Origin of the sequence: Nonomuraea sp. NPDC049141, from assembly GCF_040648415.1 — a bacterium.
In the GTDB taxonomy this organism is placed as follows: domain Bacteria; phylum Actinomycetota; class Actinomycetes; order Streptosporangiales; family Streptosporangiaceae; genus Nonomuraea.
This window is the reverse complement of record NZ_JBEZDR010000006.1, coordinates 241658-260716: the sequence shown is the minus strand read 5'-3', so window position 1 is coordinate 260716 and position 19059 is coordinate 241658. Positions and strand designations below refer to the sequence as shown.

General features: G+C 70.9%; 16 protein-coding genes. 14 read left to right on the top strand and 2 right to left on the bottom strand.

The genetic code is table 11. The features are described from left to right. Nucleotides 1-46 precede the first annotated feature (46 nt). Nucleotides 47-1138, top strand: coding sequence for a TetR/AcrR family transcriptional regulator (locus AB0B91_RS20220; protein WP_358321438.1), 1092 nt, complete (start codon nt 47-49; stop codon nt 1136-1138). Here AB0B91_RS20220 and AB0B91_RS20215 read toward each other — a convergent pair. Continuing rightward, on the bottom strand, nt 1135-1689 hold the full coding sequence (locus AB0B91_RS20215; protein WP_358321436.1) for a hypothetical protein: 555 nt from the start codon (nt 1687-1689) through the stop codon (nt 1135-1137). The two genes, AB0B91_RS20220 and AB0B91_RS20215, sit on opposite strands and share 4 nt — an antisense overlap. A gap of 190 nt (nt 1690-1879) precedes the next feature. Here AB0B91_RS20215 and AB0B91_RS20210 point away from each other — a divergent pair, with 190 nt between their 5' ends. From AB0B91_RS20210 to AB0B91_RS20150, 13 genes are all read left to right on the top strand, one after another. Then, nucleotides 1880-3907 carry a translation factor GTPase family protein gene (locus AB0B91_RS20210; RefSeq protein WP_358321433.1) on the top strand — a complete coding sequence of 676 codons (2028 nt, stop codon included), beginning with the start codon at nt 1880-1882 and terminating at the stop codon, nt 3905-3907. A gap of 91 nt (nt 3908-3998) precedes the next feature. Beyond that, nucleotides 3999-5048 carry an aromatic ring-hydroxylating dioxygenase subunit alpha gene (locus AB0B91_RS20205; protein WP_358321430.1) on the top strand — a complete coding sequence of 350 codons (1050 nt, stop codon included), beginning with the start codon at nt 3999-4001 and terminating at the stop codon, nt 5046-5048. A 5-nt stretch (nt 5049-5053) separates the two neighbouring features. After that, on the top strand, nt 5054-5245 hold the full coding sequence (locus tag AB0B91_RS20200; RefSeq protein WP_358321427.1) for a hypothetical protein: 192 nt from the start codon (nt 5054-5056) through the stop codon (nt 5243-5245). Next, a complete protein-coding gene (locus AB0B91_RS20195; protein ID WP_358321424.1) occupies nt 5242-6168 on the top strand; it encodes a PDR/VanB family oxidoreductase in 927 nt (308 codons plus the stop codon). Before AB0B91_RS20200 ends, AB0B91_RS20195 begins: the two co-directional genes overlap by 4 nt. A 14-nt stretch (nt 6169-6182) precedes the next feature. After that, a complete protein-coding gene (locus tag AB0B91_RS20190) occupies nt 6183-6941 on the top strand; it encodes an IclR family transcriptional regulator (protein ID WP_358321421.1) in 759 nt (252 codons plus the stop codon). Nucleotides 6942-7076: 135 nt separating this feature from the next. Next, the gene (locus AB0B91_RS20185; RefSeq protein WP_358321418.1) at nt 7077-7952 is read left to right on the top strand and encodes an SDR family NAD(P)-dependent oxidoreductase; all 876 of its coding nucleotides are present in this window, start codon (nt 7077-7079) and stop codon (nt 7950-7952) included. Nucleotide 7953: 1 nt separating this feature from the next. Continuing rightward, a complete protein-coding gene (locus AB0B91_RS20180; RefSeq protein ID WP_358321415.1) occupies nt 7954-8829 on the top strand; it encodes an amidohydrolase family protein in 876 nt (291 codons plus the stop codon). Continuing rightward, nucleotides 8826-9284, top strand: coding sequence for a MaoC family dehydratase (locus tag AB0B91_RS20175; protein WP_358321412.1), 459 nt, complete (start codon nt 8826-8828; stop codon nt 9282-9284). Before AB0B91_RS20180 ends, AB0B91_RS20175 begins: the two co-directional genes overlap by 4 nt. A 9-nt stretch (nt 9285-9293) precedes the next feature. Further along, on the top strand, nt 9294-10880 hold the full coding sequence (locus AB0B91_RS20170; RefSeq protein WP_358321411.1) for a long-chain fatty acid--CoA ligase: 1587 nt from the start codon (nt 9294-9296) through the stop codon (nt 10878-10880). Then, nucleotides 10877-12355, top strand: a complete 1479-nt coding sequence (locus AB0B91_RS20165) for an aldehyde dehydrogenase family protein (protein ID WP_358321408.1) — start codon at nt 10877-10879, stop codon at nt 12353-12355. The genes AB0B91_RS20170 and AB0B91_RS20165 overlap by 4 nt, the downstream gene beginning before the upstream one ends. 10 nt (nt 12356-12365) lie before the next feature. Further along, nucleotides 12366-13472, top strand: a complete 1107-nt coding sequence (locus AB0B91_RS20160) for an NAD(P)-dependent alcohol dehydrogenase (RefSeq protein WP_358321405.1) — start codon at nt 12366-12368, stop codon at nt 13470-13472. A 240-nt stretch (nt 13473-13712) separates the two neighbouring features. Beyond that, a complete protein-coding gene (locus AB0B91_RS20155) occupies nt 13713-15593 on the top strand; it encodes a potassium transporter TrkA (RefSeq protein ID WP_358321402.1) in 1881 nt (626 codons plus the stop codon). A gap of 129 nt (nt 15594-15722) precedes the next feature. Further along, the gene (locus AB0B91_RS20150) at nt 15723-18632 is read left to right on the top strand and encodes a CBM35 domain-containing protein (protein WP_358321399.1); all 2910 of its coding nucleotides are present in this window, start codon (nt 15723-15725) and stop codon (nt 18630-18632) included. Here AB0B91_RS20150 and AB0B91_RS20145 read toward each other — a convergent pair. Then, nucleotides 18621-19013, bottom strand: a complete 393-nt coding sequence (locus tag AB0B91_RS20145) for a DUF1622 domain-containing protein (protein WP_358321397.1) — start codon at nt 19011-19013, stop codon at nt 18621-18623. The genes AB0B91_RS20150 and AB0B91_RS20145 overlap by 12 nt on opposite strands. Between the last annotated feature and the right edge of the window lie 46 nt (nt 19014-19059).

Genomic DNA, 19059 nt, shown 5'->3' with positions numbered 1-19059 from the left:
GTATCTTGGTTGCCGATGTACGGCAAACGCCGGAGCGAGGAGGACGATGGGCCGGCTCACCAGGGCAGAGACGCAGGAGCGCAACCGTGCCAAGGTGCTGGCCGCGGCCAAGGACGAGTTCGCCGAGCACGGTTTCCGGGACGCGAAGATCGACAGCATCGCCGAGCGGGCGGAGCTCACGCGGGGCGCCGTCTACTCCAACTTCCCCGGCAAGCGGGCGCTGTATTTCGCGATGCTGGCCGACCTGGCCGAGCGCGCCCCCGAGCCGCCGCACCCGGAGCCGGGCCTGACCGTGGCGGAGGCGCTCAGCGCGTTCGCGCGCGCGTGGGTGACACGGCTGCCCCTGGCCACCGACGATCAGTACGGCGCCGGCCGGCTCGGGATGGATCTGATGCCGGAGGTAGGCGCGGACGAGCGGATGCGCCGGCCGTTCGCGCAGCTGATGATGTTGGACGCGATGTTGCTCGGGCTGGCTCTGGAACGGTTGCGCCCGTCCGCCGGCCGGCAGGTGCGGGTGGCGGAGATGGCGCTGACGATGCTGCACGGCGCGAGCCAGCTGGCGGCCGTGGCGCCCGGTTTCGTGGACCCGTTCAACGTGGTCAGCGCGTGTGAGCAGCTGGCGGAGCTGGATCTGGGTGACCGGTGGCCGCAGCCGTCGATCGTGCCGCAGGCGCGGGTGGTCGATGAGCGGTGGGCGCCGCCGGTGGCGGTGGATCTGGTCCGAGGCGAGCCGGTGGAGCTCGCCGGCGACGGGGTGGTGGCGGTGCTCGGGCTGCACCGGTTGTCGGCGGCGGAGGAGGCGGTGCGCGCCGCCGCGCCGGCGGCCGAGGTCACGATCGTGCTGGTCACGGGCGTGGTGGACGAGCTGGCGCCGCTGGCCCGGCTGGTGATCGCCGACCTGCGTTCCTGCCTGCGTCAGGCTTTCCCCGCGGCGGCGTTGCCGCGACTGCGGGTGGTGTGCGACGAGTCGGGAGCGCTCGCGGCGGCGGCAGGCGTGCCGGCGGTCAGTGACGCCACCGAGACGGCGGTACGCGTGGCGTCCGGGCGGATCGTGACCCGGGCTGACGGCTACGGCGCCTGCCACGCCGCCGCCTCGGCCGGTCCGCCGTTCGAGCGGCACGAGCAGGAGTCCGCCTAGTCGACGTCAGGTCCAGGCGATGTCGCCTCTGGTGGGGGCATCCGGACCGGTGGCTGTTCCACCCGGCGCAGCCCGAGCTCCCGGCGGATGTCGGCGGCCGGGCGGGCCCGCGCGCGGGCCGCGAGGTCCTCGAAGAAGACCATGTAGCCCATGCCCCTGAGCTCGGCCTCCTTGTGGATGTAGGGCTGCAGGATCCGCCAGAACTCCGGGATGCTCTCGCCGAAGAAGCTGAGGACCAGGTCTTCCGGCACCGTCCGATGGGCGATGAGCAGCCCGGCGTTGTCGAACAGGAACCCGACCTTCCGCACCGCGGCGCGGGCCGGTTCCGGCAGCCCCGTGACCCCGTCGTCCGGCGGATGGTCGGTGGCCAGCCGCTGGAAGATGAAATCACGGGCCTCGAACCATTCGGTGCTGCGCGCCTCCTGGAAGGTCCCCAGCACCACGGGCAGCAGGGCGTGCCGGGACACCGCTCGGGCCTGCCGTATGGACAGCGCGACCGCCGCCACTGCCGCGACCGCGCTGGCGAGGCTCACTAAGAGGGAAACGTCCATGGTCCCTTCGATACGCGCGCTTTCGCCGTTACGCCACTCCGCCCGGGCGGCGGCAAAATCGGTTGCCCCGTTCGGCGGCCGTCTGTTGTACTCCCGGCATCTGTCCGTCGATCTCAGGAGCCTGAAATGCGTGAAGCGTTCTTGTCCCCCTTTGCGGCAATTGCCATCTATCTAGAGGACAGAACGCTTGATGCGAACGTTGAACTTGGGGATCTTGGCGCATGTAGACGCCGGTAAGACCAGCCTGACCGAGCGGCTGCTCCACGCCGCCGGGGTCATCGACGAGATCGGCAGCGTCGACGACGGCAGCACCCAGACCGACTCCCTGGCCCTGGAACGGCAGCGCGGCATCACGATCAAGTCCGCCGTCGTCTCCTTCGCCATCGGCGACGTCACGGTCAACCTGATCGACACGCCCGGCCACCCCGACTTCATCGCCGAGGTCGAACGCGTGCTGAGCGTGCTCGACGGCGCCGTGCTGGTCATCTCCGCGGTGGAGGGCGTGCAGGCCCAGACCCGCGTGCTGATGCGGACGCTGCAGCGGCTGCGGATCCCCACCCTGCTGTTCGTCAACAAGATCGACCGCCGTGGCGCGCAGGACGAGGGGTTGCTGCGGGCCATCGCCGAGAAGCTGTCGCCCGCGATCGTGGCGATGGGCTCGGTGCGTGACCTGGGCACCCGCGATGCCGCCTTCGCGCCGTCCGGAGCTGCCGACGCCGCCTTCACCGCGCGGCTGGCCGAGCTGCTGGCCGATCAGGACGACGCCTTCCTGGCGGCGTACGTTCATGACGAGACGGCCGTCTCCTACCGGCGGCTGCGCGGCGAGCTCGCGGCGCAGACCGGGCGGGCCCTGGCGCACCCGGTGTTCTTCGGCTCGGCGATCACCGGCGCGGGTGTGGACGCGCTGACCTCCGGCATCGCGGAACTGCTGCCCGCGGCCGCGTCCCAAGGCGACCCCGTCTCGGGCACGGTCTTCAAGGTCGAACGTGGCCCGGCGGGGGAGAAGATCGCCTACGTCCGGATGTTCTCCGGGACGGTACGCGTACGGGATCGGCTGCGGTTCGGCGGGGCCCGCGACAAGGAGCGCGGGGCCCCTGACAAGGAGCGCGAGGCCCCCGACAAGGAGAAGGTCACCGCGCTGAGCGTGTTCGACCAGGGTGCCGACGTCCGGCGTTCCTCGGTCACGGCCGGTCAGATCGGCAAGCTGTGGGGCCTGGCCGACATCCAGATCGGCGACTCGATCGGCGAACCGCGCCAGAGCCCCGGCCGCCACCACTTCGCCCCGCCCACCCTGGAGACGGTCGTCGTCCCCGCGAGCCCCGCCGAGCTGGGCGCCCTGCGCGTCGCGCTCGCCCAGCTCGCCGAGCAGGATCCGCTGATCGACCTGCGCCAGGACGACCTCCGGCAGGAGATCTACGTCTCGCTCTACGGCGAGGTGCAGAAAGAGGTCATCCAGGCGACGCTGGCCGCCGACTTCGGCCTCAAGGTCGCCTTCCGTGAGACGACCACGATCTGCGTCGAACGGCCGATCGGCACCGGCGCGGCGGTCGAGTTCAACGGCAAGGCGCCCAACCCGTTCCTGGCCACCGTCGGGCTGCGCGTCGAGCCCGCCCCGACCGGCACCGGCATGCGATACCGGCTGGCGGTCTCGCCCGGGGCGCTGCCGCTGGCCTTCCAACGGGCGGTCGAGGACACCGTACGGGAGACCCTGAGCCAGGGCCTGCACGGATGGCAGGTCACCGACTGCACGGTCACCATGACGCACTCCGGCTATTCGCCCCGGCAGAGCCACTCCCATGCCGTCTTCGACAAGAGCATGTCGAGCACCGGCGCGGACTTCCGCAACCTGACGCCGCTGGTCCTGATGAACGCGCTGAGGCAGGCCGGCACCAGGGTGCACGAGCCGATGCACCGCTTCACCCTGGAAGTGCCGGCCGACACGATCGGCACCGTGCTGCCGGAGCTGGCCCGGCTGCGCGCCGTGCCGCGCACACCGGCCATGCGGGGCGCGTCCTGCCTGGTCGAAGGGGACATTCCAGCGGCGCGCGTACACGAGTTGCGTCAGCAGTTGCCCGCGCTGACCCGCGGCGAGGGCGTGCTGGAGTCGGCCTTCGACCGCTACCAGCCCGTCTCCGGCGCGGTCCCGGTCCGGCCGCGCACGGACCACAACCCGCTGGACCGCAAGGAGTACCTGTTGCACGTCATGCGGCGGGTCTGAGTTGGGTTTCCGGCATCCGGGAAACGGCGTTCCGCCGCCGGTATGACGGAGGTCACCATCGGTCTCACTCGCCTACCGAAGGAGCCGGCCGATGTCGAGCATTCCCCGCGATCAGTGGTACGTCGCCGCGTACGGGCGTGAGATCGGCCGGGAGCCGTTCGGGCGCACCGTCTGCGGTGAGCCGATCCTGTTCTGGCGCACACGCGCCGGGGCCGTCACCGCCATGTCCGACCGCTGCGTGCACCGGCGCTTTCCGCTGTCCCAGGCGCCGAGCCGGGTGGTGGACGACCAGGTGGTGTGCGGCTACCACGGGTTCACCTACGGCGCCGACGGCGTTTGCGTCGCCGTTCCGGGCCAGACGCGGGTGCCCCGGACCGCGCGGCTGACCGGCTACCCGGTCGTGGAGCAGGACTCGTTCGTCTGGGTCTGGATCGGCGACCCGGCCAAGGCCGATGCCGCGAGCATCCCGCGGGCGCGATGGCTGGTCTCGCCCGAGTACACCACGGTGTCCGGGATGGAGCCGCTGAAGGCGCGGTTCGGGCTGCTGGTGGACAATCTGCTCGACCTCTCGCACGAGACGTACCTGCACGGCGGCTACATCGGCACCCCGGAGGTCGCCTCCACACCGATCACCACCGAGGTGGACGAGGAGGCCGGGATCGTCTACGTCAGCCGGCACATGGACGACGCGGAGTGCCCGCCGTTCTACGCCAAGTCCACCGGGCTGAGCGGGCGGATCATGCGCTGGCAGGACATCGAGTACACGCCGCCGTGCCTGTACAAGCTGCACTCGCGCATCGCGCCGCCCGGCGTCCTGCCCCGCGCCGACGGCAGCGACCCGGACGCCTTCCACGTCGAGGTCGTGTACGCCATCACGCCGGAGACCGAGCACACCACGCACGACTTCTGGGCCGTGGCCCGCGACTTCGCCCTCGACGACCAGGGCGTGTCGGACTTCCTGGCCGAGCAGAACCGTACGGTGGTGCTCCAGGACGTGGCCGCGCTCGACGTGCTGGAACAGGTGATCGCGGCCGAACCCCCCGGCTACCAGGAGCTGTCGATCAACATCGACACCGGCGGGCTGGCGGCGCGGCGGCTGCTCGCCCGCCAGGCCGGGCAGAGCGCGTCCGGCCGGGTGTGACCGGCATGGCACCCGACCGCATGCTCACCGGCCGCGAGGTGCTGAGGGTGGTGTGGCTGCCCGGCAGCGACCTGCTGGAGGGCACCTGTCACTGCGGCGCCACGCAGGTCGCCGAGGGGCCGATCGAGGTGTGGGAGTGGCTGCTCGCCCACCCGATCGGCCATACGGCGCAGGCTATTGAAGGAGCGGCGCGATGACCGAGCGCAAGCTGGTCGTGGACGCACGCGGGCAGGCGGCCGACGGCGTCGTCGTCCTGGACCTGCGTGACCCCGCCGGCGCCGAACTGCCCGAGTGGACGCCCGGCGCGCACATCGACCTCGTTCTCGGGGACGACCTCGTACGCCAGTACTCGCTGTGCGGCGACCCGGCCGAGCGCACGACCTGGCGGATCGCCGTCCTGCGCGAGCCCGCCGGCCGGGGCGGCTCGGCGTACGTCCACGACGAACTCCACCCCGGCACGGCGGTCCTGGTCCGCGGACCGCGCAACCACTTCCCGCTCCACCCCGCGCCCCGCTACCTGTTCATCGCCGGCGGGATCGGGATCACCCCCATCCTGCCGATGATCGCCGCCGCCGGCGCCGAGTGGGAGCTCGTCTACGGAGGCCGCACGGCCGCGTCGATGGCGTTCGCCGGCGAGCTGCGCGCCCGATTCGGCGACCGGGTGACCCTACGGCCCCAGGCCGAGCACGGCCTGCTCGACCTCGACGCCATCCTGGAACGCACCCCGCCCGAGACCCTCGTCTACTGCTGCGGTCCGGCCCCGCTGCTGGCGGCCGTCGAGCGCCGCTGCGCGAACCGCCCCCTGCACGTCGAACGCTTCTCGCCCCAAGACCCCGGCGATCCCGTACGTACGGCGTCGTTCGAGGTCGAGCTGGCCCGCACCGGCCGCACGCTCACCGTCCCACCGGAGCGGTCGGTCCTGGAGGTCGTGGAGGAGGCGGGCGTACAGGTCCTATCCTCATGTCGTGAGGGGACGTGCGGCACCTGCGAGACCACCGTGCTCGCCGGCACGGTCGACCATCGCGACTCGCTGCTGACCCCCGAAGAGCAGGCGGCCCACGACACCATGTTCCTGTGCGTCTCCCGCGCCGCCTGCCCGAGACTCGTCCTCGAACTCTGACAGGGGAGCCACCGATGCCGACGGGCGAACGGACCGGGCCCGTGGTGGCACGCGCGCTGCAGATCCTCGGCGCGTTCACGCCCGACCGGCGCGCGCTGACGCTCAGCGAGCTGTCCCGGCACTCCGGGCTGCCGGTCTCCACCGTGCACCGGCTGGTCGCCGACCTGGTGGCCTGGGGCGCGCTGGAGCGGGACCCGGCCGGCTGCTACCACATCGGCCTGCGCCTGTGGGAGATCGGCTCGCTCGCCCCGCGCGGCCTCGGCCTGCGTGAGGCCGCCCTGCCCTACCTGGAGGATCTGTCGCAGGTCACCCGGGAGAACGTGCAGCTGGCCGTGCGGGAGGGCACCGAGGTGGTGTTCGTCGAGCGGATCGCGGGCAGCAAGGCCGTCCCGGTGCTCACCCGGGTCGGCGGCCGATTCGCGCTCACCGCGACCGGCGTCGGACTCGTCCTGCTCGCCCACGCCCCGGACGACGTGCGGGAACAGGTGCTGTCAGCGCTCATCAAAAGCTATACCGAATGCACCATCACCAACCCGCACCGGTTGCGCGCCGCGCTCGCCGACACCCGCGCCCGTGGTTACGCCGTCAGCGACCGGCAGGTGACCATGGACGCCGTGTCGGTGGCGGCGCCGATCCACGGCGCCGGGGGCGACGTCGTCGCGGCGGTGTCCCTGGTCGTCCACCACGGCAGCGTCTCGCCGCACGCGCTCGCCCCGCTGGTGCGCACCAGCGCTCGCGCCATCTCCCGCGCGCTCATGACCGCACGTCCGTAACCTGCGGGCTCATCCCCGCCTCCCTCTTCGGCCGCATTGATGTTGGGCACATCTTTGACTGCGGTCATTGAACTGCCCTACATTTGACCAAACACCGTCCTTCCTTGGGGTGACATGGTGGATCTGTCAGGAAAAGTGGCTGTTGTTACCGGTGCTGGTCGCGGCCTCGGTCAGGCGTACGCACGTGCTCTGGCGCGAGCGGGCGCGGCGGTCGTCGTCAACGACGTGGACACGGAGGCGGCCGGTCAGGTTGTCGAGGGCATCACCGCCGAGGGCGGCAGGGCCGTCGTGGCGGCGGGCGGCGTCGGGGGGACCCAGGTCGCCCAGCGGCTGGTGGACACCGCCGTCAAGGAGTTCGGGCGGCTGGACGTCATGGTCACCAACGCGGGCATCCTGCGTGACCGCGTGCTGTGGAAGATGTCCGACGAGGAGTTCGACGCGGTCGTCGAGGTGCACCTGCGCGGCACGTTCAGCTGCGCCCGCGCCGCGGCCGTGCGCATGCGCGAGCAGGGGCAGGGCGGTCGCCTGATCCTCATCTCCTCTCCGGCCGGCCAGCGCGGGAACTTCGGCCAGACCAACTACGCCGCCGCCAAGGCCGGGATCGTGGCGATGGCCCGTACCTGGGCGCTGGAGCTGGCCCGTTCGGAGATCACGGTGAACGCCGTGGTGCCGGTCGCGGCCACCGAGATGACCAAGACCATCCCCGCCTTCGCGCCTATCCTGGAAAGGGGGGAGCCGTATCCCGACTGGGTGCGCAAGGACGAGGGCCTCGGGACGGTCGAGGACGTGGCCGGGCTCATCGTCTACCTCGCCTCGGACGCCTCCGCGGGGGTCACCGGGCAGGCCATCGGCGTCGGCGGCGACAAGCTGGCCCTCTGGTCGCATCCGGCCGAGAAGGCCGTGGCGTACGCGGACGGCGGGTGGAGCGCCGACGCCATCGCCGCCTCCTGGCACACCACGGTGGGCGCCGAGCCGGAGACGTACGGCATCCCCGCTCCCAAGGGGGCCTGAGATGGACCTCGACGAGCTCGTCGCGATCGACGTCCACACCCACGCCGAGGTGTCCAAGGACGGGCACGGCTCGCTCAGCCCGGCGTTGTTCGGCGCCTCCGCGGACTACTTCGGCTCGCACGAGCGCCCGACGATCCCTCAGATGGCCGCGTACTACCGGGAGCGGAAGATGGCCGCGGTGGTGTTCACCGTGGACGCCGAGCACGCCACCGGCCATCCCCGCATCTCGAACGAGGAGATCGCCGAGAGCTGCGCCGAGCACCCGGACGTGCTGATCCCGTTCGCCAGCGTCGATCCGTGGAAGGGCAGGGCGGGCGCCCGCGAGGCCCGCCGCCTGGTCGCCGAGCACGGGGTGCGCGGCTTCAAGTTCCACCCCAGCATCCAGGCCTTCGCCCCGAACGACCGGATGGCCTACCCCCTGTACGAGGTGATCGAGGAGGCGGGTGCGGTCGCCCTGTTCCACACCGGCCAGACCGGCATCGGCGCGGGCGTCCCCGGCGGGGGCGGGATCCGGCTGAAGTACTCCAATCCGATGCTGGTCGACGACGTCGCCGTGGACTTCCCGCACCTGAAGATCATCCTGGCGCATCCGTCGTTCCCCTGGCAGGACGAGGCGCTCGCGGTCGCCACGCACAAGCCGTACGTCCACATCGACCTGTCCGGCTGGTCGCCGAAATACTTCCCGCCGCAGCTCGTCCGCTACGCCAACACGCTGCTCAAGGACAAGGTGCTCTTCGGCTCCGACTACCCGGTCATCACTCCTGACCGCTGGCTGGCCGACTTCGCCAAGCTCGACATCAAGCCCGAGGTCCGCCCCAAGATCCTCAAGGACAACGCCGCCCGCCTGCTCGGCCTCACCTCCAAGGAGCAGCCATGACCATCACCGCGCACGGCCTGGAGGAGCTGAAGGCGCTCGCCGGCCAGGACCTCGGCCACACCGCCTGGCTGGAGATCACCCAGGATCGGGTGAACACCTTCGCCGGCGCCACCAACGACTACCAGTGGATCCACGTGGACGTGGAGCGGGCGAAGGACGGGCCGTTCGGGGGCCCGATCGCGCATGGGTACCTGACCCTGGCCCTGATCATCCCGCTGTTCAACGAGCTGCTGGACATCCAGGGCGTGACGATGAGCATCAACTACGGCCTCAACAAGGTGCGCTTCCCCAGCCCCGTCAAGGTGGGCGCCAAGATCCGCCTGGCCGGGAAGGTCGCCGAGATCGAGGAGGTCCCCGGGGGCGGCGTCCAGATGCTCATGGACTTCACCGTCGAGATCGACGGTTCGGGCAAGCCCGCCTGCGTCGCCCAGGCCGTCTACCGGCACTACGCCTGAGGAGCACCGATGCGGAATGCCGGAACAGGCGCCTGGCCCGCCAAGCGGGCCCAGATGACGCCGGACCGTACCGCCTTCGTGTTCGGCGACCGCTCGCTGACCTACGCCGAGGTCCATGAACGGGTGACCAGGCTCGCCGACCGGCTGCGGGGCAGCGGGGTGCGGGCGGGAGACCGGGTCGCCTACCTCGGCCCGAACCACACCGCGTTCGCCGAGACCATGTTCGCGACGCACGTGCTCGGCGGGATCTTCGTCCCGCTGAACTTCCGGCTCGCCCCGCCCGAGCTCGACTACATGCTGGGCCACTGCGGCGCGAAGGTCCTCCTCTACGCGCCGCAGTGCGCCGGTACGGTCCGCGCGCTGCGGCAGACCGCGGCGCTGGACGAGATCGTCGCGCTGGACGGCGCGGCGCCGGGGGAGCGGGACTACGAGAGCTGGCTCGCGCAGGGCGACCCCACGCCCATCGACCTGCCGGTGGACCTGGCCGACATCGCGCTCGTCCTCTATACCTCGGGCACCACCGGCCGTCCCAAGGGCGCCATGCTCAGCCACGCCAACCTGGCGTGGAACACCTTCAACATCATCATCGGCGTGGACGTCGCCGCCGACGAGACGACGCTGATCAGCGCCCCGCTGTTCCACGTCGCGGCGCTGAACCAGACGCTGCTGCCCACCTTCGCCAAGGGCGGCCGCTCGGTCATCATGCCGTCGTGGGACGTGGACGCGTGCTACGACCTCGTCGAGAAACACGGCGTCACCTGGATGTTCGGGGTCACCACCATGTTCGCCGCGCTCGCCCGCTCGCCCCGCTGGAGCGGCGCGGACCTGTCCTCGGTCCGTACGCTGATGGCCGGGGGAGCGGCGGTGCCGCCCGCCCTGATCCGGGCCTACCAGGAGCGGGGTCTGGTGTTCTGCCAGGGGTACGGGCTGACGGAGACCTCGCCCGGGGCGACCTTCCTGGAGGCCAGCCAGAGCGCGCGCCGGGCCGGGTCGGCGGGCGTGCCCGTGTTGTTCGCCGACGTCCGGGTCGTCCGGCCCGACCTCACGGACACCTTGCCCGGCGAACCCGGCGAGGTTCTCATCAAGGGCCCGAACGTCACCCCCGGCTACTGGGACGATCCGGCGGCCACGGCCGCGGCCTTCGTCAAGGGCGGCTGGTTCCGCTCCGGCGACCTCGCCACCCGCGACGAGGACGGTCACCTGTACATCGTCGACCGGGTCAAGGACATGTACATCTCCGGTGGCGAGAACGTCTATCCCGCGGAGGTGGAGGCGGCCCTCTTCGAGCATCCGGCGGTGGCCGAGGCGGCGGTGATCGGCGTGCCGGACGCGACCTGGGGCGAGAGCGGCCACGCGTTCGTGGTGGTGCGCCCCGGGCGGGCGGTCACGGGCGAGGACCTGCGCCGTTTCCTCCGTTCCCGGCTGGCCGCGTACAAGATCCCCGGCCAGGTCACCTTGGTCGACGCCCTGCCGAAAACCGGCTCGGGCAAGATCCTGAAGCCCAGGCTGCGCGAGCAGGTCAGGTCCGGCAGACAGGAAACCCAGGAACATCACGGTGCGGCGCGTGATCGCGCCGGGAAAGCGAGCGCGCTATGACCGACTCCGGGCTCCAGGACGTCCCGGCCGTGAGCCGGCCGCACGTCGAGCCGGGCAGGCTGTACATCGACGGCCAGTGGTGCGAGGCGAACGCCAAGGGCCGCAGGGACGTCATCGACCCGTCGACCGGGAAGGTCGTCACCACCGTCGCCGAGGCCGACGCCGCCGACGTGGACGCCGCCGTCACGGCCGGGCGCCGGGCGTCCGGCCCGTGGGCGCGGATGTCCGGCCGCGAGCGGGCCCGCGTGCTGCACCGCGTCGCCGACCTCGTCAGGCGGCGGGCGGACGAGCTCGTCGCGGTCGAGAGCCTCGACGTCGGCAAGCCGGTGAGCCTGTGCCGCGCCGTCGACGTCGCCACGACCGCCGAGATCTACGAGTACTACTCGGGACTGGCGCAGACCATCCAGGGCGCGACCCGGCAGATTCCGATCCCCTCGCACGCCTACACGAGCCGCGAGCCGCTCGGCGTGGTGGGCGCGATCACGCCCTTCAACTTCCCGCTGATCCTCAGCAGCGCGAAGATCGCTCCAGCGCTCGCCGCCGGCAACGCCGTGGTGCACAAGCCCGCGGAGGACACGCCGCTCAGCGCGCTGCTGATGGCCGAGATCCTGGCCGAGGCCGGCGTGCCCGACGGCGTGCTGAACGTGGTCACCGGCGCCGGCGCGGAAGCCGGCGAGGCGCTGCTGCGCCATCCCGGGATCGACAAGATCGCCTTCACCGGTTCCACCGAGATCGGACGGCACGCGGCCCGCATGGCGGGGGAGGTGCTCAAGCCCGTCACGATGGAGCTCGGCGGCAACGCCGCGCAGATCGTGTTCGAGGACGCCGACCTGGACAAGGCGATCGGCTCGGTGATCAAAGGCTTCGTGTTCAACACCGGCCAGTTCTGCATGGGCGGGCCGCGGCTGCTCGTCCACCGCTCCCTGTACGACACCGTCCTGGAGATCCTGGCGGGCGCCGTCGCCGGGGTGCCGGTCGGCGACCCCTTCGACCCGGCGACCGTCGTGGGCCCCATGGCCGCCGAGCGGCATCTCGCCAAGGTCGAACGCTACGTGGCGCTCGCCCGTGAACAGGGCGGCCGGATCGTCACCGGAGGCGAGCGTCTGGAACTCGGCGGCGGCTACTACTACCGGCCGACGATCATCGCCGGCCTGGACGACGACTCCCGGGTCGTGCAGGAGGAGATCTTCGGCCCCGTGCTGACCGTCCAGCCCTTCGGCACCGAGGACGAGGCCGTGGCGCTGGCCAACGGCACGCCGTACGGGCTGGCGGCGGGCCTGCAGACCACGGACCTGGCCCGCGCCCACCGCGTGGCGGCCCGGCTGGAGGCGGGCATCGTCTGGGTGAACGACTGGGCGATGCTCGACCCGGCGATCCCCTTCGGCGGCGTCAAGCAGTCCGGGTACGGGCGAGAGTACGGGCCCGAGGCGCTGGAGTCGTACACCAAGGTCAAGTCCGTCGTCATCGCCCTGTGAAAGGTATGCCATGACCACCACCACAGCAGCGGCCGTCGTCGAATCGGCGGGCGCGGGCTTTCACCTGACCCAGGTCGAGCTGGCCGACCCGCGCCCGGACGAGGTCCTGGTCCGGATGGTCGCCGCCGGAGTCTGCCACACCGATCTGGGCGTCGCCGCCGGCGCGCTGCCGTTCCCGCTGCCCGGCGTCCTGGGCCACGAGGGCGCGGGCGTCGTCGAGGAGGTCGGCTCGGCGGTGACGCGTGTCCGTCCCGGTGATCAGGTGCTGCTCTCCTTCACCTCGTGCGGTAGATGCGCCGACTGCCGGGACGGGCACCCCGCCTACTGCGCGGCCTGGCTGCCGCTGAACCTGCTCGGCGGCGCCCGCGCGGACGGCTCGCCCACCGTGACCAGGGACGGCGCGGCACTCGGCGGCCACTTCTTCGGTCAGTCCTGCTTCGCCAGGCATGCCCTGGTGGACGAGCGCAGCCTGGTCAAGGTGCCCGCCGGCGCGCCGCTCGACCTGCTGGCGCCCCTCGGCTGCGGCGTGCAGACCGGCGCCGGGGCGGTGTGGAACGTCCTGCACCCCCGCCCCGGCGCCACCCTCGTCGTGACCGGCGCGGGAGCGGTCGGCCTGTCCGCGATCATGGCGGCCCGGCTCACCCCGGCCACTCGCGTCATCGCCGTGGACCGGGTGCCCGCCCGCCTGGAGCTGGCGGCCGAGCTCGGCGCCACCCACACCGTGGACACCACCACGGCCGATCTCGCCGAGGCCATCGGCGAGATCACCGGCGGCCGGGGCGCCGACGGCGTGGTCGAGACGACGGGCAACGTGACGGTCGCGAGCGCCGCCGTCGGCGTCCTGGCCGCCCGCGGGACCGCGGTCCTGGTCGGCGCCCCGCCGTTCGGCTCCACCGTCCCCGTTGACGTCAACTTCATGCTCCCGGGCCGCCAGGTGGTGGGCCTGACCCTGGGTGACAGCGAGACCGAGTCGCTGATCCCGGTACTCGCGAAGCTGGTGTCCGACGGCCGGCTGCCGATCGACCGGCTGATCAAGCATTACAAGTTCGAGGAGATCCAGCGCGCGGCCGGCGACATCGTCTCCGGCGCCGTCGTGAAGCCAGTCCTTCGCTTCTAGGCGGTGAGGCGGGGTGCTTTAGGCGGATCGGTAGGGGCTAGACGCTAGATGTCGCTATTGTTATGGTGCGCGCCCCATTGCCACCTCTGGCGCCTCTGGTAACCCCGGTCACCGGGAGCGAGGCCCGAGTGGCGGGCGGACGGCCTGGGGGAAGGCGCGCTACGACGTTCTGTCCGTCGAACGGGGATCGGGGACGGGGTCGCTCGTCCCAGGCTTGGATCCACGAAAGACGGGATGATCATGGCCAAGCGGCGAGAGCGTCTGCGCTATTGGTTCGACAACACGATGTCGAGGGGCACTCCGGCCCTGATCGGCTGGCTCGCGCTGGTGACCGTCGTGATGGTCGTGAGCTTCGGCGTGCTCGTCTATGTGTTCGCCGGCGACGACCTGCCGCACGACAGCTGGAGCGAGGCGCTCTGGGGCATGCTCATGCGGGCGATGGACGCCGGCACCGTGGCGGGCGACAACGAAGGCAGCACGCTCTTCACCATCCTGGGGTTCACGATCACTATCGGCGGTCTGCTGATCGTCAGCAGCCTCGTCGGTGTGCTCACCACCGGTCTGGACAACAAGCTTCAGGAGCTGCGCAAGGGCCGCTCCAAGATCGTGGAGTCCGGGCACACGGCGCTGATCGGCTGGTCGGACCAGATCTTCACGATCATCCCCGAGCTCGTGGAGGCCAACTCGAGCGAGTCGAAGTCCTGCGTGGCACTCCTGGGGGACCGCGACAAGCTGGAGATGGAGGAGGAGCTGCGCTCGCGGCTGGGCGACACCGGCAAGACCCGGGTCGTCGTCCGCTCCGGCAGCGCCACCGAGCCGACCGACCTCGACCTGTTGAGCCTGGACACGGCGCGGGCGATCATCGTGCTGTCCCCGGCCGGTGACGATCCCGACGCGCACGTCGTCAAGACGCTGCTGGCGCTCACGAACCGCAACTGGCGCCGGCGTCGCCCGCCGATCATCGCCTCCGTCGTCGACACCACCAACCTGGTGGCCGCCGAGCTCGCCGGGGGCGGCCACGCGCAGGTGGTCGACACCGACGACATCGCCTCCCGGCTCATCGTGCAGTCCTGCCGCCAGTCGGGACTGTCGGTGGTCTGCACGGACCTGCTGGACTTCGGCGGCGACGAGATCTACCTGCGGCCCGAGCCGAAACTGACCGGCTTCCCGTACGGGGAGGCGCTGTTCGCCTACGACACCGCCTCGCTCATCGGCATCCGGCACGCCGACGGGTCGGTGGTGCTGAACCCGCCGATGAACACGGAGATCATGCAGGGCGACGAGATGATCGTGGTCGCCGAGGACGACTCCACCATCCGGCTCGTGCGCAGCTTCCCGCCGATCGTCGAGAGCGCGATCGCCCACCCGGTCCGCCAGCCGACGCCGCCGGAGCGGACGCTGCTGCTGGGCTGGAACAGCCGCGCCCCCAAGATCGTGCAGGAGCTGAACCAGTACGTGTCACCCGGGTCGTCCCTGCACGTGGCGGCCGCCGCCGTCGAGGAGAGCGACAGCCTGGAACGGCTGAAGATGGGCCTGCAGAACCTGGCGGTGAACGTCAAGGAGTGCGACACCACCGACAGGATCACCCTGGAAGCGCTGGACGTGGGCACGTTCGAGCACATCATCGTCCTGGCCGACAGCAACCTCGAACCGCAGCACGCCGACTCGCGCACGCTGGTGACGCTGCTGCACCTGCGCGACATGGCCGCCAGGTCCGGGCAGCGGTTCGCGATCGTCAGCGAGATGAACGACGACCGCAACCGCCGGTTGGCCCAGGTCACCAAGGCCGACGACTTCGTCGTCAGCGACAAGCTGATCAGCCTGCTGATGACCCAGCTGTCGGAGAACCCGCACCTCGGGCAGGTGTTCCGCTACCTGTTCGACTCCGAAGGGTCGGAGATCTACCTCAAGCCGGTGACGGACTACATCCAGCCGGGGGTGCCGGTCAGCTTCGCCACCGTGATCTACTCCGCGCGGATGCGCGGAGAGACCGCGATCGGCTATCGCGTGCTGGCCGAGGCCAGTTCCCCGCCTGCCTACGGTGTCGTGCTGAATCCCGGTAAATCCGACTCTGTCACGTTCGGCCCGCGCGACCTGGTGATCGTCCTCGCGGAGGACTGAAGTCATCGGATGAGTCAAACCGCCATGGGAGCGGTATGTCTTGACTCTGGAGTTTTTCTCATGTATTCGTCGGATGTCTGAAGAGAGCAGTCTTGTTGGCGTAACCCCCCCGACGAGAGAGCGATCGCCATGCCGCGCCACCGCACCTCCGCCAGAGTCTTATCCGCCTGCGCCGCCCTCCTCCTCGCCCTGACCGCCTTCATCGTCGGGGCTCCGGCCGCCGGCGCGGAGGTCGAGCACCCGCGGCAGCAGTGGCTGCGCGAGTCCACCGCGGGGCTGTTCCTGCACTGGGGCATGTTCACCGCCCCCCGGCACCTCGACTGCGCCGCCTGGGAGCGGGACGTCACCGGGGGCGGCTGGAGCCCCGACTACTGGGTGGACGAGGCCCGCAAACTGGGCGCCTCCTACATCGTGCTGGCGACCTTCCACAGCAGGCTCGGCTACGCCCGGCCGTGGCCGTCGAAGATCCCCGGCAGTTGCGCCACCCAGCGCGACCTGCTCGGCGAGCTGGTGAAGGCGGGCCAGGCCAAGGGCGTACGGGTGATCCTGTACATGACCGACGACCCGCAGTGGCACAACGAGCAGGGCGTCGAGACGCTCGATTCGGCCGCCTACTCCGCCTACAAGGGCAAGCAGGTCGACCTGACCACCAGGAACGGGTTCGGCCAGTTCAGCTATGACCTGTTCTTCGAGGTCATGGAGAACTATCCGGACCTGGCCGGGTTCTGGATCGACAACGACAACGAGTACTGGGAGCAGAACCAGCTCTACGAGCAGATCCGGCAGAAGCGCCCGTCCTGGTTGCTGAGCAACAACAACGAGGACACGCCGATCATGGACACGGTCAGCAACGAGCAGAAGACCGGCATGACGCCCGCCTACGACTACCCGCAGGCGGCGTGGACCCCGATGCCGCGCCTGGTCGAGGCCGACTACAAGCTGCCGACCACCGGCGACTGGTGGTACGACGGCGGCAGCCACCCGGTCGACTTCCGGCTCAGCACCGGCCGGTACGTCACCAACGCCGGCTCGTCGATGAAGTCGCTGATGGCCGAGACCCCGATGGTCAACGGCAGGTTCCCGGCGCAGCAGGAGGAGTTCAACTCCTTCATGGCCGGGTGGGTGCCGCCGATCCGCTCGGCGCTGCAGGGGACCGAGGGCGGCGGCCACATGTACGGCGGCATGCAGCCGGGCTTCTGGAACGACGGCGCGCACGGCGTCGTCACCGTCGAACCCGGCGCGAAGATCCAGTACGTCCATGTGGTGACCAGGCCCAGGACCGATCTGGTACGCCTGCGCGACAACGGCTACCGCGTGTCGGCGGTCACCGACCTGCGTACGGGCCAGCGGATGCGGTTCGCCCAGTCCGGCGGCTACCTGACGATCCTCGGCATCACCCGGTGGGACACCTACGACACCGTGTTCAAGGTCGAGACCCACGGCCAGGAGCACTTCTACCCCCAAGCCGGGCTCAAGGCGACCGCCTCCTCCGCCCGCGCGGACCACCCGGCGAGCGCCCTGGTCGACGGGAGCTTCCAGGACTACTGGGACTCCGGCGCCAAGCTGCCCGTCTCGCTCACGCTCGACCTCGGCAGGCAGCGCAGGACCGCCTACCTGGCGGTCAACCAGCGCGAGTGGTCGCCGTCGTACGCCCGAGAGACGTTCGGCCGGCCCGAGGACTCGGCCCGGATCAAGGACTATCGGGTGTACGCGAGCGACGACGGTAAGCACTGGGGCAAGCCCGTACGTACCGGGGCGATGCGCAGCGCACGTGGCGTCCAGTTCGTCGACCTCGGCGACACCAGCGCCCGCTACCTCAAACTGGAGGTGCTGAACACCTGGGCCGGACCGCAGGCGCCGCGCTTCTACCAGGAGCTGCAGATCGACGAGATCAAGGTGGCGTCGGACTACCCGGTGGGCTTCGGGGCGGCGGTGCCGCTGGAGGCGGAACGGCAGGCCAGGAGCGGCTCGGCTCGGCTGGACCTGTGCCGGGCGTGCTCCGGGCTGACCCGGGTGACGGGGCTCGGCGGCGGCCCGCGTAACGCGGTCACCTATCGCGAGGTCACGGTGGCGGCGGCCGGGACGTACCGGCTCGAACTCGATCACACCGCGGCCGCGGCCACGTCACTGTCGGTGAGCGTCAATGGCGCCACGGCGGTGGAGGTGGCGGTGAGCGGCGACAACGCCGACGTTCCCGCCGCCACGGCGCTGGCGGTGCCGCTGAACGCGGGCGCCAACACGATCACGCTGTTCAGCACGGCCCGGCAGGGCCCCGGGCTCGACCGGATCGCCGTCGCGCCGCTGCCGCCGGCCTCGGAGGTCCCGAAGACGACCATGACCGTCGACCCGTCCGGCCTGCAGTGGGTCGGCCCCGGGCAGCAGTCCATGACGGTGTCGGCGAAGCTGCGGCTCGACGTCGACGACGCGCTCGACCAGGTCGATCTGGCCCCGGTCGCGCCGGCCGGCTGGACGGTGACAGGCGGCGCGGCCAGGGCGGCCACGTTGCGGCTCGGGCAGACGCTGGCGGGCTCCTGGACCCTCACCTCGCCGCCCGGCCAGGACGTCACCGCGGCGGACATCCCCATCACCGCGTCGTTCCAGGTGCTCGGCCGTGCCAACCAGGTCACCAGGCCGTTGCGGGTACGGCTGCGCCCGGCCGACCGGGTGTTCGTGCGCGAGGCCGAGGACTCGCGCAACGGGCTCGGCAGCGCGGGCATCACCGGCTGCTCGCTCTGTTCGGGCGGGCAGAAGGTGCGCAACCTCGGTGGGGCGGCGGACGCGTACGTGCTGTTCGAGAACGTCACCGTCGACGCCGCCCGCGAGTACACGCTGTTCATCGACTTCACGGTCAACGGCGACCGGTCGTTCTTCGTCACCGTCAACGACGCCGCGCCGGTCGAGGTGAAGGTGAGCGGCGTCGGCAACAGCACCCCGTACACGACGTCCGTGCCCGTCACCCTGCGGGCCGGCGCCAACACCATCAAGATCCACAACGACACGGCGGCCGCGCCCGACCTGGACCGGCTGTCACTCGGCTGAGGCCGGGGCCGACTCCCTGCCGCCGGGCTCCCCGGTGGCAGGGGCCGGCTGCCAAGGCCAGCGGCCCTCCAGCTCGACCTGGAGCGAGAAGCTGAGGAACGTACGGACCGCCACGATGATGGCCAGCACCCCGAGGCTCTGGAAGGTGGGGGAGACCGCCACGGTCTTGATGATGTCTGCCGCGACCAGGAACTCCAGCCCCAGCAGGATCGACCTGCCCACGCCGCGCCGGTAGGCCTGGTAGAGCCCGCCCACCCGCCGGGTGCGCGCCAGGTTCAGGGCGAACGTGGCGGTGGCGATGACCAGGCCAACCGCGATCACGGCCACGCCCACGACGTCCAGCACCGTGCCGATGGTCTCGATGACGTCATTCACCTGCACGGTGTCCCTCCCCGGCCCGCCGACCCGTCCGGATCATGGTCGCACA